Origin of the sequence: Bradyrhizobium jicamae, from assembly GCF_001440395.1 — a bacterium.
Lineage (GTDB): Bacteria > Pseudomonadota > Alphaproteobacteria > Rhizobiales > Xanthobacteraceae > Bradyrhizobium > Bradyrhizobium jicamae.
This window is the reverse complement of the sequence record NZ_LLXZ01000191.1, coordinates 81,008-95,892: the sequence shown is the minus strand read 5'-3', so window position 1 is coordinate 95,892 and position 14,885 is coordinate 81,008. Positions and strand designations below refer to the sequence as shown.

Annotated in this window: 17 protein-coding genes; 6 read left to right on the top strand and 11 right to left on the bottom strand. The window is 63.4% G+C overall.

The window, feature by feature from the left end:
* Positions 1–51: 51 nt before the first annotated feature.
* The 7 genes from CQ12_RS32620 to soxC are packed head-to-tail and all read right to left on the bottom strand — an operon-like array spanning position 52 to position 4,423.
* A complete protein-coding gene (locus tag CQ12_RS32620; RefSeq protein ID WP_430642288.1) occupies positions 52–369 on the bottom strand; it encodes a hypothetical protein in 318 nt (105 codons plus the stop codon).
* Positions 366–1,232: a sulfur oxidation c-type cytochrome SoxA gene (soxA, locus tag CQ12_RS32615; protein WP_057839378.1), complete on the bottom strand. Its 867-nt coding sequence runs from the start codon at positions 1,230–1,232 to the stop codon at positions 366–368. Before soxA ends, CQ12_RS32620 begins: the two co-directional genes overlap by 4 nt.
* Entirely contained in the window at positions 1,229–1,540 is a 312-nt protein-coding gene (soxZ, locus tag CQ12_RS32610) for a thiosulfate oxidation carrier complex protein SoxZ (protein WP_057839377.1), read from the bottom strand. The genes soxA and soxZ overlap by 4 nt, the downstream gene beginning before the upstream one ends.
* A gap of 20 nt (positions 1,541–1,560) precedes the next feature.
* Positions 1,561–2,046: a thiosulfate oxidation carrier protein SoxY gene (gene soxY, locus CQ12_RS32605; RefSeq protein ID WP_057839376.1), complete on the bottom strand. Its 486-nt coding sequence runs from the start codon at positions 2,044–2,046 to the stop codon at positions 1,561–1,563.
* Between the two features lie 57 nt (positions 2,047–2,103).
* The gene (gene soxX / locus CQ12_RS32600) at positions 2,104–2,487 is read right to left on the bottom strand and encodes a sulfur oxidation c-type cytochrome SoxX (RefSeq protein WP_083519564.1); all 384 of its coding nucleotides are present in this window, start codon (positions 2,485–2,487) and stop codon (positions 2,104–2,106) included.
* A 33-nt stretch (positions 2,488–2,520) separates the two neighbouring features.
* A complete protein-coding gene (locus CQ12_RS32595) occupies positions 2,521–3,195 on the bottom strand; it encodes a c-type cytochrome (protein WP_057839375.1) in 675 nt (224 codons plus the stop codon).
* The gene (gene soxC, locus CQ12_RS32590; protein WP_057839374.1) at positions 3,179–4,423 is read right to left on the bottom strand and encodes a sulfite dehydrogenase; all 1,245 of its coding nucleotides are present in this window, start codon (positions 4,421–4,423) and stop codon (positions 3,179–3,181) included. The genes CQ12_RS32595 and soxC overlap by 17 nt, the downstream gene beginning before the upstream one ends.
* Before the next feature lie 217 nt (positions 4,424–4,640).
* Between soxC and CQ12_RS32585 the strand changes: the two genes are divergently transcribed.
* Both CQ12_RS32585 and CQ12_RS32580 read left to right on the top strand, forming a co-directional pair.
* Complete coding sequence (locus CQ12_RS32585) at positions 4,641–5,042, top strand: ArsR/SmtB family transcription factor (RefSeq protein WP_083519563.1); 402 nt, start codon at positions 4,641–4,643, stop codon at positions 5,040–5,042.
* Positions 5,043–5,073: 31 nt separating this feature from the next.
* A complete protein-coding gene (locus CQ12_RS32580; protein WP_057839373.1) occupies positions 5,074–5,748 on the top strand; it encodes a DUF938 domain-containing protein in 675 nt (224 codons plus the stop codon).
* 105 nt (positions 5,749–5,853) lie between these two features.
* Here CQ12_RS32580 and CQ12_RS32575 read toward each other — a convergent pair whose 3' ends face one another.
* Both CQ12_RS32575 and CQ12_RS32570 read right to left on the bottom strand, forming a co-directional pair.
* Positions 5,854–6,723, bottom strand: coding sequence for a protein-L-isoaspartate O-methyltransferase family protein (locus CQ12_RS32575; RefSeq protein ID WP_245310256.1), 870 nt, complete (start codon positions 6,721–6,723; stop codon positions 5,854–5,856).
* 159 nt (positions 6,724–6,882) lie between these two features.
* Positions 6,883–8,952, bottom strand: coding sequence for a prolyl oligopeptidase family serine peptidase (locus tag CQ12_RS32570; protein ID WP_057839371.1), 2,070 nt, complete (start codon positions 8,950–8,952; stop codon positions 6,883–6,885).
* 208 nt (positions 8,953–9,160) lie between these two features.
* Here CQ12_RS32570 and CQ12_RS32565 point away from each other — a divergent pair, with 208 nt between their 5' ends.
* The 3 genes from CQ12_RS32565 (at position 9,161) to CQ12_RS32555 (ending at position 12,204) form a co-directional block, all read left to right on the top strand.
* Complete coding sequence (locus CQ12_RS32565) at positions 9,161–10,405, top strand: MFS transporter (RefSeq protein WP_057839370.1); 1,245 nt, start codon at positions 9,161–9,163, stop codon at positions 10,403–10,405.
* A gap of 27 nt (positions 10,406–10,432) precedes the next feature.
* Positions 10,433–10,795: a nuclear transport factor 2 family protein gene (locus CQ12_RS32560; RefSeq protein ID WP_057839369.1), complete on the top strand. Its 363-nt coding sequence runs from the start codon at positions 10,433–10,435 to the stop codon at positions 10,793–10,795.
* Positions 10,796–10,977: 182 nt separating this feature from the next.
* Complete coding sequence (locus CQ12_RS32555) at positions 10,978–12,204, top strand: MFS transporter (protein WP_057839463.1); 1,227 nt, start codon at positions 10,978–10,980, stop codon at positions 12,202–12,204.
* An 87-nt stretch (positions 12,205–12,291) separates the two neighbouring features.
* On the opposite strand, the gene CQ12_RS32550 is transcribed toward CQ12_RS32555, so the two are convergent.
* Both CQ12_RS32550 and CQ12_RS32545 read right to left on the bottom strand, forming a co-directional pair.
* The gene (locus tag CQ12_RS32550; RefSeq protein WP_057839368.1) at positions 12,292–12,786 is read right to left on the bottom strand and encodes a VOC family protein; all 495 of its coding nucleotides are present in this window, start codon (positions 12,784–12,786) and stop codon (positions 12,292–12,294) included.
* Between the two features lie 199 nt (positions 12,787–12,985).
* Positions 12,986–13,531 (bottom strand): carboxymuconolactone decarboxylase family protein, encoded by a 546-nt coding sequence (locus CQ12_RS32545; RefSeq protein ID WP_057839367.1) that lies wholly within the window; start codon positions 13,529–13,531, stop codon positions 12,986–12,988.
* Positions 13,532–13,694: 163 nt separating this feature from the next.
* Here CQ12_RS32545 and CQ12_RS32540 point away from each other — a divergent pair, with 163 nt between their 5' ends.
* The gene (locus CQ12_RS32540) at positions 13,695–14,879 is read left to right on the top strand and encodes an acyl-CoA dehydrogenase family protein (RefSeq protein ID WP_057839462.1); all 1,185 of its coding nucleotides are present in this window, start codon (positions 13,695–13,697) and stop codon (positions 14,877–14,879) included.
* Positions 14,880–14,885: the final 6 nt, after the last annotated feature.

The window sequence follows — 14,885 nt, the reverse complement described above, 5'->3', positions numbered from 1 at the left end:
AAGCCGGCTTCCACTTTGCACTAACGTGGCCCTCCGGGTCCGGATCATGCTCTAGCGAATTTCCATCTCTCGCCAGCGGGTCTTCTCGCTGGTGGCCTGGAAGATCGAAGCCTTGGCCAGGGCCTCGGCTTCCTTGGCCGACGCGGTAGCCTTGTCGAAATCGCCGGCATCGGCCGCCTTCTTCGCCGCCGCCAGCGTATTCGCCGTGGTGGTCCATTGATTGCGGAGCTTGCCGGCTTCCTTGTTGGCGGCTTCGGCTGCAGCATAGGCCGTCTTGAAATCGTCCTCGGAACCTGCGGCGGACGCGGATATCGCGCCGGCCGCGACCAGTATCAGGACCAATGCGGATTTTGGCATCAAGTTCCTCATGGCCGCGCTCCCGGACCCGATATCGGTAGTCCGTTGCTGACATAGGACAGGTAGTATTCGACGTTGCGGTATTCGTCGTCCTGCGGGCTCAGCGGCACGCCGCGGATCTGGCTGTTGCAGGTGGTGAAGCGCCGGCTGGTGGTGCCCATGCCGCTCCATTCCGAACGATAGATCGGCATCGCGTTGACGATGCCGAGCGCGGGCGCCAGGATTTCGGCGCGGATGCGCTCGCCCGGGCTCTGCACATGGCAGGTGGCGCAGGAGAAGTTGAGCTGGCCGCGCCGCGTGTAGAAATATTCCTTACCGTTTTCGTAGGCCGCGAGCGCGCGCGGATCGTCCGGGATCTTGATATCCATCGGCTTGCCGCGCGAGGTGAAGGCCATGTAGGCGGTCAGCGCCGCCATTTCGTCCCTGACATAGGAATAGGGCGCTTCGCCATTGGCTTCGCGGCAGCGGTTCAGCGCCAGCTCAAGCGTGATGACCTTGCCTTCCTTCGCGTCGAAGTAAGGATAGTTCTGGCGGACGCCGATGCCGCCATTCTCGAAGCAATCGGCATAGGTCTTGCCGTTCTTGAACGGCTTGGAGAACATTTCCTTGCCCATTTCGAGCGAGAACTCGTAAGGCGGAAACTGCTCCTTGTCCTGCCATTGCTTGTACAGGTCCTCATTCATCGAATAGGGACCGTTGACGAAGTCTTCCAGCTTCACCTTCGGGAATTTGTCGGTGAAGAACTTCTTGAACGCCTTGGCGTCGGCGACGGGATCGACCTTATCGGCGGCATCAGAGGGCAGCGTGCTTGCAAGCGTCAACAGCGCAAGCGAAAGCGCGGCGGAAGCCAGATAGATCGCGGATCGCAGCTTCATTGGATCTTCGCCGTGGTAGTGTCGGTCGCGCCCTTGTTGTCGACCCAGCCTATCTTCAGCTCATCGCCCTTCTTGCCGCCCTTGAAGGTGAACTTGACGTAGGGGTCCTTGGAAATGCCGCCGCCCCAGTCGGCGGTGAAGACGTTCTTGCCGTCATGCTCGAAGGTAAGCTGCTGGATGAAGTGCGGCGGAATGGTCTCGCCCTTGGCGTTCTTCACGAAGCCGGAATCCATTGGATGCTGGATCAGCGCCTGCACCTCGGTGGTCTCGCCGCTCGAAGTGGCGCGCACGCGAATGGTGGATGCCATGTGAGTTCTCCCTCGATGCCTTAACCGCCGCAGCCGCCAACGGTGACTTTGACTTCCTTGGAGGCGCTGTAGAGTTTGCCGCCGGCTTCCACCAGTACGGTCACGTTGCTGGTCTTGGCCATCTTGATGCGGTTGGCGACGTTCGGCAGCGTGCCGGCCGGAATGTTATATTTTGCGATCAGCACGTTCGGATTCTCGCTGACGAGGAACGCGACCGAGGTGACGTCCGTCAGCGTCGTAGAGACCGATATCGGCACCACGGCGCCGTTCTCGGCGATTTCAGGCGCGTCCATCTTCACCTTGTCCGAGGGCTCAGCGGTCTTGCCGTAGAGCGTCTTGATGACGTCGGCGTCGCTTTTCTGCTTGAACGCCTCTTCCGGATATTTGTCGTTGGCCGCGGCAAGCGCGGATGTCAGGAAGGGAAGATTGCCGAGGCCGATCAGCGCGACTGCGCCTGCACCCTGCAGGATCAGCCGGCGCGTGGCCGAAAATTCGACGTCACTCATATCTCGTCTCCTCATGCGTGCGTGCGCACGTCACAGCCCTGATTTCTCGGTCTTGCGTCACAGCGTCTGCAGGAAATCCACCACCGCGTTGATTTCCTTTTCGGTCAGAATTCGATTCCGTCCGAACGGCGGCATCACCGTCAGCGGATTACGCTCGGTTTCGTCATGGAGAATGGCGACGAGTTCCTCGCGCTTGGGATACTTGCTCTTGATGTCGACCAGCTCGGGCCCGATGGTGCCGGGGAGGTCGCCGCCCTTGATGACATGACAGGTCAGGCAATTGCCCTTGCTGCGGTCGAAGGCGAGCTTGCGGCCTTCGTCGACCGCGGACTGCGCCTGCGCGGAGCCTGCGGATGCGAACGCGCCGATTGTCAGTGCCAGCGCGAATGCAGGAAGCTTTAACGCAGGAAGCCTTAACGCAGGAAGCCTTGCGGATTTCATCGGGAAATGATCGGTCACAGGCGTTTCCGTATTCTATTTCGGTTGCATCGTGTCGAGCGGCCCGGTCGTGCGCGGCGTCAGATTCCTGCCTTCGGCCGTCGACGCGATCCTGACATCGGCGGCGTTCACGCAGGCGTTCATGCAAGGCTTGGCCGTTGTATCCGGGCGCGGGTCGGTCCAGATGAAATTGTCGCGATTGCGCATTTTGACTTTCGGCAAGCTGTTGCGATCGGCAACGAATTCAGCGGGAACGAGGTCGTTGAGGCTCAGAATATAGGCGGTCAAAGCATAAACGTCATCCGATGACAATGTGTGCGGCGCGGGCATCGGCATGGCGCGGTTAATATAGTCCCATAGGGTCGGCGCGAACGGCCAGTAGCTGCCCACCGTCGGCTCCGGGCGCTCGTCCCGGAGCGATCCAACGCCGCCGACCAGCTTCGGAAAGCGGCCTTCGCCTTCGCCAAAGGTTCCATGACAGGCGGCGCATTGCTCGGCATAGACGTCGGCGCCCCTGTCGACCGTGCCCTTGCCGGGCGGCAGGCCTGTTCCGTCCTCGCCGCGCGCGTCGATGTCCCATCCGGCGATCTGCGCCGGCGTCGCCACGCTGCCGTAGCCGAAATGGCCGGGCTCCGCAGCGCTTGCGCGCGCGCAGGCGGCCGCAAGCACGACAGCGACGAGCAGCAGGCCAATCTTACGCGAGCTGTACATTGAACACGCTTCCGTCCGGTTTGACCTGCCAGGTCTGGATCGAATTATTGTGGTAGATCGAGTTCGAACCGCGTTGCGCGCGCAGTTGTGCAATCGTGGGCTGCACGTAACCGGTCTCGTCGACGACGCGGGATGCGACCAGCGCGGGACGGCCGTCCCAGCGCCAAGGTAGCGTGAATTTCGTCAGCGCCTTCGATAGTATCGGCTCGTGCAGCCGCGCGGCCTGCCAGTTGACGCCGCCATCCGTGGAGACGTCGACACGTTTCACCTTGCCGTTGCCGGTCCAGGCCAATCCCCTGATCTCATAGAGGCCGGGCCCATCGAGCGGTTTTTCCGGGCACGGAAAGGTGACCACCGATTTCGCGTCCATCAGCCAGGTGAAGCCGCGCGACATGCCATCAGGCATCAGATCGGTGTATTTCGAGGTCTCTTCGCGGCTGTGCCACGGCTTTTCGCCGAGCTTGATCCGCCGCAGCCACTTGATGTTGACGTTGCCTTCCCAGCCCGGCACCACCAGCCGCAGCGGATAGCCCTGTTCGGGCCGCAGCGCCTCGCCGTTCTGCGCATAGACCACGAGGCAATCGTCGAGACATTTATCGAGCGGCAGGCTGCGGTTCATATGCGCGCCGTCGGCGCCTTCGACCATCGCCCACTTCGCTTCCTTCTTGACGCCGACCTCTTCCAATAGCGTCGACAACCTGACGCCGGTCCACTCCGCGCAACTGACCATGCCGTGGCTGAACTGCAGCGAGTTCATCTGCGCGGCGCGCCAGTTCATGCCGCCATTGGCCGGGCACTCGATGAAATGGACGCGCGTCGTCTGCGGAAAGCGCAGGATGTCCTTCATCGTGAGAAGCAGCGGCCGCTCGACGAGACCGTGGATCATGAGCTTGTGCTGCGCCGGATCGATGCTGGGCCAACCCGCATGGTGGCGCTCGAAGAATAATCCATTGGGCGTGATGATGCCGTGCAACTCCTGCAGCGGCGAAAAGCTCACCGACGATTCCGTGCCGGCGGTGAGCCAGGGCACGTTGCGCCGGATGACGGAGGCTTCGGAATCCGCAGGACGGCCGTAGGGCCGATCGACCACGCCCGCGCCGATCGATTGAGACCATGGGGCGTCGGCGGGGGGAGATTCCTGGGCGGGGTTGGCGATGGCCGGTTTGCCGCCGAGGGCGAGGCTGCCGGTCAGGGCTGCACCGAGGCCGAGGAAGCTGCGGCGGCCCATCGTTGCATCCGGGGCGGCGGGATCAGAGAGAACAGCTTTACTGCGCAACGGGTCTGGCCGCACGTTTTCTTCCCCTTGCGGCCGCATCGCCGCATCATTTTTTGCTTTTTGGAACGGGTATCGGCATTTACTAATTTAGTCAATGCTAAAGAACTGATGGCGCGCTATTGTGATATCTGTGCTTCGCGGACACGGAAACGATACCGGATTTGCAGTGATGAGAGCAGCCGCCACGGCCGCCCAAGAGACTGAGCAGGCGACTGAGCAAACGACCGAGCAAGAGACCGCCTTCGCGGCCGGTGCCGACGATGAGGCGGCGCTGAAGACGCTGGCGAAGCAGGCTGGCGAGGCGGCGCAGCTCCTCAAAATGCTGGCCAATGAAAAACGCCTGCTGATCCTTTGCTTTCTTGCCGTGCGCGGCGAGATGACGGTGGGCGAACTGGTCGGCGTCGTGAAGCTGAGCCAGTCGGCGCTGTCGCAGCATCTGGCGAAACTGCGCGCCGATGGCCTGGTGGAATTCCGCCGCACCTCGCAGACGCTGCATTATCGCGTCGCCGACCCGCGCACATTGCGTCTGCTTGGGACGTTAAAGGAAATTTTCTGCGGCGATCTGAAGTGACGCCGCGCCACTTTTTTGCAGGACCGAATTGATGGCTGAGTTTGTGGTTGAGTTCGGCAAGGATGGCCGGCCGGTCGAACCCGACGGCAGGCTGGATGCGGCGGCATTCCACCGTAACCATGCGCCGATCTGGGCGGTGCTGCAGAAATTCCTCGCCGGAAAATCCGGCGACGTGCTGGAGGCCGGCAGCGGCACCGGCCAGCACGTGGTGCATTTCGCAACCCACACGCCCGACATCATCTGGTGGCCGAGCGATCTCAACGAGCGGCATATCGCGAGCATCGAAGCATGGCGCGCGTATACCGCGTTGCCGAACATCCGCCCGCCGCTGCGGGTCGATCTCTCCGATCCCGCCTGGTGTCCGCAGATGCAAGACGGCAGCGGGCCGGGCGAATTGCTCGCCGCGTTCTGCGCCAACGTCATCCACATCGCGCCCTGGCGCGTGGCCGAGGGGTTGTTCGCCGGCGCAGGCCGCTATCTGCGGAGTGATGGGCGATTGTTTCTCTATGGCCCGTTCAAGCGCGACGGCAAGCATACCGCGATGAGCAACGCCGTGTTCGACACCAGCCTGCGCGAGCAGGACGCGGAATGGGGCGTGCGCGATATCGTCGATATCGAGAAGCTCGCCGCGGGCACGGGCCTCGCATTGATCGAAGCCGTGCAGATGCCGGCCAACAACATGATCCTGGCGTTTAGGCGGAAGTAGTGCCGCCGCAGTGCAGGGTGGGCAAAGCGCAAGCGTGCCCACCATTCCGAGCGGAGCGCTGACGGTGGGCAAAGCGAAGCGCGCCTTTGCCCACCCTGCTGCGCCTCAGTGATAGGCGAGGCACCATCCCGATCCGCGAAGCCAGCAGCGCTCGTCGGGAATGTCCTGGTCGCGGTACAGCCGCGTGATCTTCTGAACATCGCCACGAGCAAAGGCTTCCGCGAGCGCCCGTTCGGATTCCTCGTCTCGGCCGCCGGCGCAGGGAAAGATCGCAACAGGCGAAATCCACTGCGCAAGATAATCCGCAGCTCTTCGCTCAATTCGGAACACGGCGCCGGCGCTCGCGATGCGCTCCGGCGCAATGCCGCCAAATCCCTGATCCGACGTCATCGGCATGATCAGGCGGCCGCCATCGGCAAGGCCATCGAGCCAGCGTTTCGCTGGCTGCGTGCAGCCGGCATTGACATAGATGACATCGGCGGCATCGAATGGCACCTGCGTGCCGTCGCCCTCGATCACGGTGACATTCGCAAAGGGCGCCAGGCTGGCTCTCGTGCGCGCGGCAAGAGCCCCGTCATACTCGATTGCTGTCACGCGCCCGGATGGTCCGACGAGATGCGCGAGGATGGCGGTGTAATAGCCCGTACCCGTTCCAACATGCACCACATGCTCGCCTGCGGCGGGGGCGGCCTGGTGAATGAGATGGGCGTGCAGCGACGGCTGCCCGTTGTTGACGTTCCGCTCGGGCACCAGCGCGACCAGATCGTCGGTATAGAGATAGACGGGATCGGCGTCGGGTGTCGGCACATAGTTGCGGAGCCACCGTAGCACCAGCCACGGACCGGGACCGAGAAAGTCCTCACGCGGAATGGCCGCAAACGCCCGTGCCAGGCGCACATCGACAACGCCTGCCGCGGCAAGGATCTGTTTGGCGTAGGCCGCACGTATGATGCGGAGTTCGGCTTGCGCGTCCATTTTTCCCTCCATTCGTGTGGCGGATTGGCGGAGCGTAATACGCATGGCATCGTTGTAGGGCGGGCAAAGCGTAAGCGTGCCCACCATTCCGAGCGGAGTGCTGATGGTGGGCACGGCGCAAGCGCGCCTTTGCCCATCCTGCAGACCGGCGCCTATGAGCTACACGGCGCCATCGCCCCAGCCGATCTTGTTTCTCAGAAACGCGTATCCGAGCGCGATGAAGCCGGCGCGTTCGCGATTGTCCTTGCCGTAGCCGTGACCGCCGGCTGCCGGCTCGTAGAAATACGCTTCATATCCCATGGCCTGCAGCTTGGCCGCCATCTTGCGGGCGTGGCCGGGATGCACGCGGTCGTCGCGACGCGTGGTGGCGATCAGGATCGGCGGATAGTTCTGGCCCGCTGTTGCGGTGTGATAGGCGGAATAGGTCTTCAGCCACTCCCACTCCGCGGGCTTGTCGGGATCGCCATATTCCGCGATCCAACTCGCGCCCGCGAGTAGTTTGGTGTAGCGGCGCATGTCGACCAGGGGGATCGTGCAGAACAGCGCGCCGAACCTTTCAGGGTATCGCACCAGCATGTTGGTGATCAGGATGCCGCCGTTCGATCCGCCTTCGGCGGCAATGCGGTTGGCGCGCGTCACGCCGCGTTTGACGAGGTCCGCGGCAACGGCTGCGAAATCATCATGCGCCAGCCGCTTTCCGGCGTAACGGCCGGCATCGTGCCAGCGCGTGCCGAACTCGCCGCCGCCGCGGATATTGGCCTGCACCGTGGTGCCGCCGCGCTCCAGCCAGAGCTTGCCGAGCGCGGAGCTGTAATAGGGTCTCACCGCGAGGCCGAAGCCGCCATAGGCGCTCATATAGACCGGCGCATCGCCGGTCGCTGTGGCGGGACCGGTCTGCACATAGGGAATGCGCTCGCCGTCCACCGAGATCGCCTCGTGGCGGGTGGTCACGAACCCGTCGGCGGAAAACGTCTTCGGCGCCTGCTTCAACAGCGCTGGCGCGGCGACGCCCTCGATCAGCATCAGCGAAGGCGGCGTCAGCGGGTCCTGCACATTGGCGAGCAGCTCGCCGTTGCTTTCGGCCTCGTGACGGTCGAGGCGCCAGACATCGACCACGCCGATCTCCGGAAGGCCCCGCAGTTTCTCGCGCGTCCAGCCGTCTGCCGATGGCGTGCAGATTTCGAACACCGGCTGCAGTTCGTCGAGAACGGACAATACGAGCTTGCCGGCCGTCCAGAAAAATCCCTGCAGCGCCCGCCGCGTCCCTGGCTCGAACACGATGGTGAAGCTGCGATCGCCGGCCAGAAAGGCCGACAGCGGGATGCCAAGCACGCTGTCCGGCGCATAGGTCTTGCCCGCGACCGTCCAGGCGCTACGCAGCTTCACGGCCAGCCAGTCCCGATGCGTTTCCAGCCAGACGTCGGTCGGCAGGTCTAGTTTCGTCTGTGGACCGGCCTCGGTGCCGAGCCAGAGCTTCTGGTTGAAGAAATCGATCCGATCGATGAACCACACCCGCGGCGTCGGCGCGGTGTCGTCAACGCCGCAATACGCGCCCATCCGATCGGCCGGCACGTCGAACAGCACCGGCGCTTGTTCCACGGGTTCGCCTCGGCGCCACAGCCGGACTGTTCTCGCATAACCTGAGGTCGTTGCCATGCCCTCGCCGAGCGAGCTCGAAAGCAGGAGCGTGTCGGCATCGGCCCATTGGACGCCGGTCTTGGCTTCCGGCAAGGCGAATCCGTCTGCGACGAAGGCCTTCGCATCCAGATCGAATTCCCGCAGCACCACCGCGTCGCTGCCGCCTCGGGAAAGACCGACGATCACGCGCGGGTCGTTGCCTGGCCGCGGCTCAGTCCAGTTGAGCAGCCAATCCTTGTCCTCTTCAGTGGCGAGGCGGTCGATGTCCAGCAGCGTTTCCCAGTCCGGCTCCGCGTTGCGGAAGTCCGCAAGCGTCGTGCGCCGCCAGAGGCCGCGCGGATTTTTGGCATCCTTCCAGAGATTGTAAACGAACCCGCCGCGGCGCGTGATGTAGGGAATATTGTCCGAGCGGTCATAGATCGCCGCAAGCGCATCGCGATCTGCCGCGAATTGCCGGCTGCCGAAAGTGTCCAGCGTCAGCCGGCTTTGCCGGTCGACGAAATCGAGCGCGCGCTCGCCTTCGATGTCCTCGAGCCAGAGATAGGGATCATCGTCGGGCGCGGCGACGGTCGGCCTGTCGTCGATCTTCATGGCTTGAACTCCAGAAATGCCGGCTGCGTGTATCGCAATAGGCACGATCGAGGCGACCTTGGTGTAATCAGTTCTCCGTGAGGTGCCAATGCGCGCACTCCGCATAGCGCGCGCCCGTTTGCGGCGGTTGATTGCGTCCCCTCACGTCTTCATAGTGCCGCGCAAATCAATGAGGCTCCCTGCCCGGGGGTGCCGGGCGGGAAGGCCGATGCTGGATACGACTGTCACCGAAGAGATAACCAATGACGCACGCGCACGCGCCAATGTGCTGCGGCTCGCCGCGGCGCAGGCGCTGACCGGCGCCAATTCGGCCGTCATCTTCGCCACCGGCTCGATCGTCGGCGCGACGCTGGCGCCTGATATCTCGCTCGCCACCGTGCCGCTCTCGATGTATGTGCTCGGGCTCGCCGCCGGCACGCTGCCGACGGGTGCGATCTCGCGCGCCTATGGCCGCCGTGTCGCCTTCATCATCGGTACCTTCTGCGGCGTGTTGACCGGCGCCCTCGGCGCGTTCGCGATCTTGCACGCGTCATTCTGGCTGTTTTGCTGCGCGACCTTTCTCGGCGGGCTCTATGGGGCGGTGTCGCAGTCCTATCGCTTTGCCGCCGCCGACGGCGCCAGCGTTGCGTTCCGTCCCAAAGCCCTGTCCTGGGTGATGGCGGGCGGCGTATTCGCCGGCGTGCTCGGTCCGCAACTCGTGCAGTGGACCATGGATATCTGGCCGCCCTATCTGTTTGCGTTCAGTTTCGTGGTGCAAGCGTTTGTCGCGCTGGTGGCGATGGCGGTGCTCGCAGGCGTCGATGCACCGAAGCCGGCGCCATCGGATATGCACGGTGGTCGGCCGCTATTCGAGATCGCGCGGCAGCCGCGCTTCATCGCCGCCGCCCTGTGCGGGGTGATCGCTTATCCCATGATGAACCTCGTGATGACCTCGGCGCCGCTCGCCATGAAGATGTGCGGGCTCACCGTCAGCGATTCCAATTTCGGCATTCAGTGGCACATCGTGGCGATGTACGGGCCGAGCTTCTTCACGGGCTCGCTGATCGCGCGCTTCGGCGCGCCGAAAATCGTTGCGGTCGGCCTGCTGCTGGAAGCGGCGGCGGCGGGCATCGGCCTTGCCGGCATCACCGCGATGCATTTCTGGGCGACACTGATCGTGCTCGGCGTGGGCTGGAACTTTGCGTTTATCGGCGCGTCGGCGATGGTGCTGGAGACGCATCGGTCGCAGGAACGCAACAAGGTGCAGGCCTTCAACGATTTTCTGGTGTTCGGGATGATGGCGCTGGGGTCGTTCTCGTCCGGCCAGTTGCTGGCGCATTACGGCTGGTCCATGGTCAACATGGTGGTGTTCCCGCCGGTGCTGCTCGGCCTTGTTGTCCTGGCGCTTGCGTCATTTGCAAAACGGCGGGCTAAATTGCGGCCGGCGGACGGAATTCCCGGTCCGGGCATCTAGTTCACACTCAATTACCGGAGGCCTTCCATGCCGACGCGTGCCCGTCTTGATGAGTTCATTGCAGCCGTCGTCTCCGGTGATCACGCCGGGGCGATCGAGCGGTTCTATACCGAGGATGCCAGCATGCAGGAGAACGAGGCGCCGCCGCGAATCGGCCGCGACGTCCTGGTGGCGCATGAGCGCGCGGTGCTGGAGCGGGTCAAGAGCGTGACCTCGACCTGCGTGACCTCGATCGTCGAGGGCGATCGTGTCGCGATCCACTGGGTGTTCGAGTTCGTGTTCCAGTCCGGCAAGACCGGGCGGTTCGACGAGGTCGCGCTGCAGGAATGGCGCGGCGACAAGGTCTGGCGCGAGCGCTTCTTCTACGATCCGTCGAAGCCGGCGGGATAGAGCTATTGTTTGACGCGTTTTCTTCATGCGAACCGGAATCCACTTCGCTCGAAAACGCTATTGTTGCCACCTGCTGACAGTTCGGTCGGCGTCGAATTGATGGTCCTTGCAGCCTTGTTCGCTGTTGCCGACATGTGCCGGACAGTCGCGGCAATGACGCGATCGCAACGAAGAGACATCCCTTGGACGCTCGCAACTACACCTCCATCGACGAAACCTCCATCCGTTACGACGGCTGGCGCATCGTCCTCGTCTGTTTCCTGCTCGCAACATTCGGCTGGGGACTCGGCTTCTATGGCCAGAGCGTCTACGTCGCCGAGCTACAGCGGCTGCACGGCTGGCCGGCGTCGCTGATCTCGTCCGGTACCACGTTCTTCTATCTGTTCGGCGCGGCGCTGGTCGCCTTCGTCAGCGAGGCCATCAAGGCGTTCGGTGCGCGCAACTGCCTGATCGCGGGGACACTCGCGATGGCCGCGGCGGCGATCTCGATCGGTCAGGTGCGCGAGCCCTGGCAGCTTTACCTTGCCAATGCCGTGCTGGCGTTCGGCTGGGCGGGCACCAGCCTTGCCATCATCACCAATACGCTCGGCCTGTGGTTCGACGACAAGCGCGGCATGGCGATCAGCCTGGCGCTGAACGGCGCGAGCTTTGGCGGCATCGTCGGCGTGCCGCTATTGGTGGCTGCGATCGGCTATTTCGGTTTTTCCGGCGCGATGACCGTCTCGGCCGTGGTGATGGTCGCGCTGATGGTTCCGGTGATCCTGCTGCTGGTCGGACGGCCGCCGCTCCACCTCGACGCGGGCGCGGTCGATGCCGCGGACGCGCCGTCGCCGACGCAAATTCGCGCGCGGGCGTTTCGCGATATCGGCTTCCTCTCGGTATCGATCGCGTTCGCGCTGGTGCTGTTCGCGCAGGTCGGCTTCATCGTGCACCTGATCGCTTTCCTGGATTCGGTGATCGGGCGGCAGCGCGCCACGGTCGCGATGGCGCTGTTGACGGCGATGGCGGTGGTCGGCCGCGTGCTGTTTTCCTTCGTGATCGACCGCATGAACCAGCGGCTGGCGTCCTCGCTCTCGTTCGTGAGCCAGGCGGTCGCGCTGCTCATCGTCATCAATGTGCACAATGATTATGCGTTGATCGCTGCCTGCGCGCTGTTCGGCTTTTCTGTCGGCAATCTGATCACGCTGCCGGCCTTGATCGTGCAGCGCGAGTTCGATCCGCGCTCGTTCGGCGTGCTGATCAGCCTGATCACGGCGATCAACCAGATCACCTACGCGTTCGGGCCGGGTGTGGTGGGGCTATTGCGCGATCTGTCGGGAAGTTACACGCTGCCGTTCTACGCCTGCATCGGCGTCGAGCTGACCGCGGCCGTTTTGATCATGATTAGAGGCCACGCAAAGAAATCGTAGCCCGGATGAGCGAAGCGACATCCGGGAACAGTCTCCCCAGCGGATAAGGTTTTCCCGGATTTCGCTTCGCTCATCCGGGCTACGGGACTAGACCTCCCGCTGCCGCAGCAGATCCTCCAGATCCAGCCGCTTCGTGAACATCGCGAGCGAGCCGTCCGGCGCGTGCGGCCATTCCTCCTTCGGCCGGTCGCGATAGAGCTCGACGCCGTTCTGATCGGGATCGCGCAAGTACAGCGCCTCGCTGACGCCGTGATCGCTGGCGCCATCCAGCTCGATTCCGGCCTGGATCACGCGATGGAGCGCATCCGCCAGCGCCGGGCGGCTGGGATAGAGAATGGCGGTATGAAACAGTCCGGTGGTGCCGGGCGCTGGCGGATGGCCGCCTTTGCTTTCCCAGGTGTTGAGGCCGATGTGATGGTGATAGCCGCCGGCCGAAATGAACGCGGCCCCCGAACCCATCCGCTGCATCACCTCGAAGCCGAGTACGTCGCAATAGAAGCCGAGCGCGCGGTCTAGATCGGCGACCTTGAGATGCACATGCCCGATCCGGGTGCCGGCAATGATGGGTGGATTTTCGTGCATGTAGCCTCCGCTCGCGATCCTAAACCTCGCCCCGCTTGCGGGGAGGGGTCGGACTTTACGCGAAGCGGAAAGTCCGGGTGAGGGGGTACAGGTCTATCGTGGGATCACAATTCGCGGAGAGAGCCCCTCACCCCGACCCTCTAAGAGCGAGCTTCGCTCTTCTCGACCCCGTGAAGAACGGGGAGAGGGGGAAGAAAGATCACGCAAGATCGGATACCTCGCCCTCCGGCAATCCGAACTCGAACGTATTCAGCGTCATCGACACCATCGTGTAGTAACCGCACAGCCCGATCACCTCGACGATCCCGCGCTCGGTGAGCACCTTTACGGCCTCGTCATACAGCGCCTGCGACACGCCCTTGCCCTCATGCAGTGACTTGGCGAGGTCGTAGATCATCTGGCCCTTGGGATCGTCGAAGGTTGGCGTGCGGCGGTCGCGGATGTCCTCGATGATCTTCGGATCCATGCCGCCCTTCAGCGCCAGCCGCTTGTGCGCAAACCATTCGTAATGCGAGGTCCAGTGCCGGGCGGTAACGAGGATCGCGATCTCGGAAAGCTTTGCGGGAAATATCGTGTTGAAACGCAGCTGCTCGCCGAGCCGCGTGGCGTGCCGCGCCATGTCCGGGCTGTTGAGCCAGGCCATCATCGGCGCCGGCGGGGCGCCGCGCTTTCCTGATATCGCCTCATCGTAGGTTTCTTTCTGGTCGGCGTTCATTTCGCCAGGCGAAAGCAACTTCAACCGCATGCCCGTTTCCTCTTGTTTTTCAAGCGTTACAGCTCTGCGAATACACCTGATCGGGCATTGTGACCACCGTCAGCGCTGCATGGGCTGACATCAGACATATATTGAATTCCGCGATGTGACGGCTAAGGTCACCTCCAAACATTCCCACATGGAAACGCCTGATATGTCCGACCTGGAAACATTCCGCCGTGAAACCCGCGCCTGGCTGGAGGCCAATTGCCCGCCGGAGATGCGCCGTCCGATGACCTCGGAGAGCGACACCTATTGGGGCGGGCGCAACGCAAAATTCACATCGGAGCCGCAGCGCGTCTGGTTCGAGCGGATGCGCGACAAGGGCTGGACCGTGCCGGATTGGCCGAAGGAATATGGCGGCGGCGGGCTCGACCGCGCCGAGCACAAGGTGCTGCGCGAGGAGATGGCGGCGATGGGCGCGCGTGCGCCGCTGTCGAGCTTCGGCATCTGGATGCTCGGCCCCGCGCTGTTGAAGTACGGCAACGAGGCGCAGAAGAAGGAGCATCTGCCGAAAATCGCCGCCGGCCTGATCCGCTGGTGCCAGGGCTATTCCGAGCCGAACGCCGGATCGGACCTCGCCTCGCTGCAGACCCGCGCCGAGAGCGACGGCGACGACTACCTCATCAACGGCCAGAAGATCTGGACGTCGTATGCCAACTACGCCGACTGGATCTTCTGCCTGGTGCGCACCGACCCCGCGGTGAAGAAGCATGACGGCATCAGTTTCATCCTGTTCGACATGGCCTCGAAGGGCGTATCGACCAAGCCGATTCTCCTGATCTCCGGCTATTCCCCATTCTGCGAAACCTTCTTCGACAATGTGCGCGTGCCGAAATCGCATGTGGTCGGCACCGTCAACCGCGGCTGGGATGTCGCGAAATATCTGCTGCAGCATGAGCGCGCGATGATCTCGGGCACGGGCGAGCGCGGCATTGGCCGTCCGCTCGGGCAGGTCGCCGCCGATTCCGTCGGTAGCGATGATTCCGGCCGGCTCGACGATGCGATGCTGCGCGGTCAGATCGCGACGTTCGACATCGACGAGGCGGCATTCGCGGCCGTGGCCGAGCGGGCGATCGATCTGGCGAAGGCCGGGCAGTCGCATCCGGCGTTTTCCTCGGCGATGAAATATTACGGCACCGAGCTCAACAAGCGCCGCCACGAAATCCTGATGTCGGCCGGCGGCATCGATGCGCTGGAATGGGAAAGCGACCGCTCCAGAGGCGGCGCCCGCCCGCGCGCCTGGCTGCGCACCAAGGCCAACTCGATCGAAGGCGGCACCTCGGAGGTGATGCTCGGCATCGTCGCCAAGCGCATCCTCGATCTGCCGGGGGCGTGAGCCTCT

Excerpts from the sequence above, each read along its gene's own strand:
- CQ12_RS32620 (WP_430642288.1), bottom strand. The coding sequence starts at position 369 with ATGAGGAACTTGATGCCAAAATCCGCATTGGTCCTGATACTGGTCGCG.
- soxA (WP_057839378.1), bottom strand. The coding sequence starts at position 1,232 with ATGAAGCTGCGATCCGCGATCTATCTGGCTTCCGCCGCGCTTTCGCTT.
- soxZ (WP_057839377.1), bottom strand. The coding sequence starts at position 1,540 with ATGGCATCCACCATTCGCGTGCGCGCCACTTCGAGCGGCGAGACCACC.
- soxY (WP_057839376.1), bottom strand. The coding sequence starts at position 2,046 with ATGAGTGACGTCGAATTTTCGGCCACGCGCCGGCTGATCCTGCAGGGT.
- soxX (WP_083519564.1), bottom strand. The coding sequence starts at position 2,487 with ATGAAATCCGCAAGGCTTCCTGCGTTAAGGCTTCCTGCGTTAAAGCTT.
- CQ12_RS32595 (WP_057839375.1), bottom strand. The coding sequence starts at position 3,195 with ATGTACAGCTCGCGTAAGATTGGCCTGCTGCTCGTCGCTGTCGTGCTT.
- soxC (WP_057839374.1), bottom strand. The coding sequence starts at position 4,423 with ATGGGCCGCCGCAGCTTCCTCGGCCTCGGTGCAGCCCTGACCGGCAGC.
- CQ12_RS32585 (WP_083519563.1), top strand. The coding sequence starts at position 4,641 with ATGAGAGCAGCCGCCACGGCCGCCCAAGAGACTGAGCAGGCGACTGAG.
- CQ12_RS32580 (WP_057839373.1), top strand. The coding sequence starts at position 5,074 with ATGGCTGAGTTTGTGGTTGAGTTCGGCAAGGATGGCCGGCCGGTCGAA.
- CQ12_RS32575 (WP_245310256.1), bottom strand. The coding sequence starts at position 6,723 with ATGGACGCGCAAGCCGAACTCCGCATCATACGTGCGGCCTACGCCAAA.
- CQ12_RS32570 (WP_057839371.1), bottom strand. The coding sequence starts at position 8,952 with ATGAAGATCGACGACAGGCCGACCGTCGCCGCGCCCGACGATGATCCC.
- CQ12_RS32565 (WP_057839370.1), top strand. The coding sequence starts at position 9,161 with ATGCTGGATACGACTGTCACCGAAGAGATAACCAATGACGCACGCGCA.
- CQ12_RS32560 (WP_057839369.1), top strand. The coding sequence starts at position 10,433 with ATGCCGACGCGTGCCCGTCTTGATGAGTTCATTGCAGCCGTCGTCTCC.
- CQ12_RS32550 (WP_057839368.1), bottom strand. The coding sequence starts at position 12,786 with ATGCACGAAAATCCACCCATCATTGCCGGCACCCGGATCGGGCATGTG.
- CQ12_RS32545 (WP_057839367.1), bottom strand. The coding sequence starts at position 13,531 with ATGCGGTTGAAGTTGCTTTCGCCTGGCGAAATGAACGCCGACCAGAAA.
- CQ12_RS32540 (WP_057839462.1), top strand. The coding sequence starts at position 13,695 with ATGTCCGACCTGGAAACATTCCGCCGTGAAACCCGCGCCTGGCTGGAG.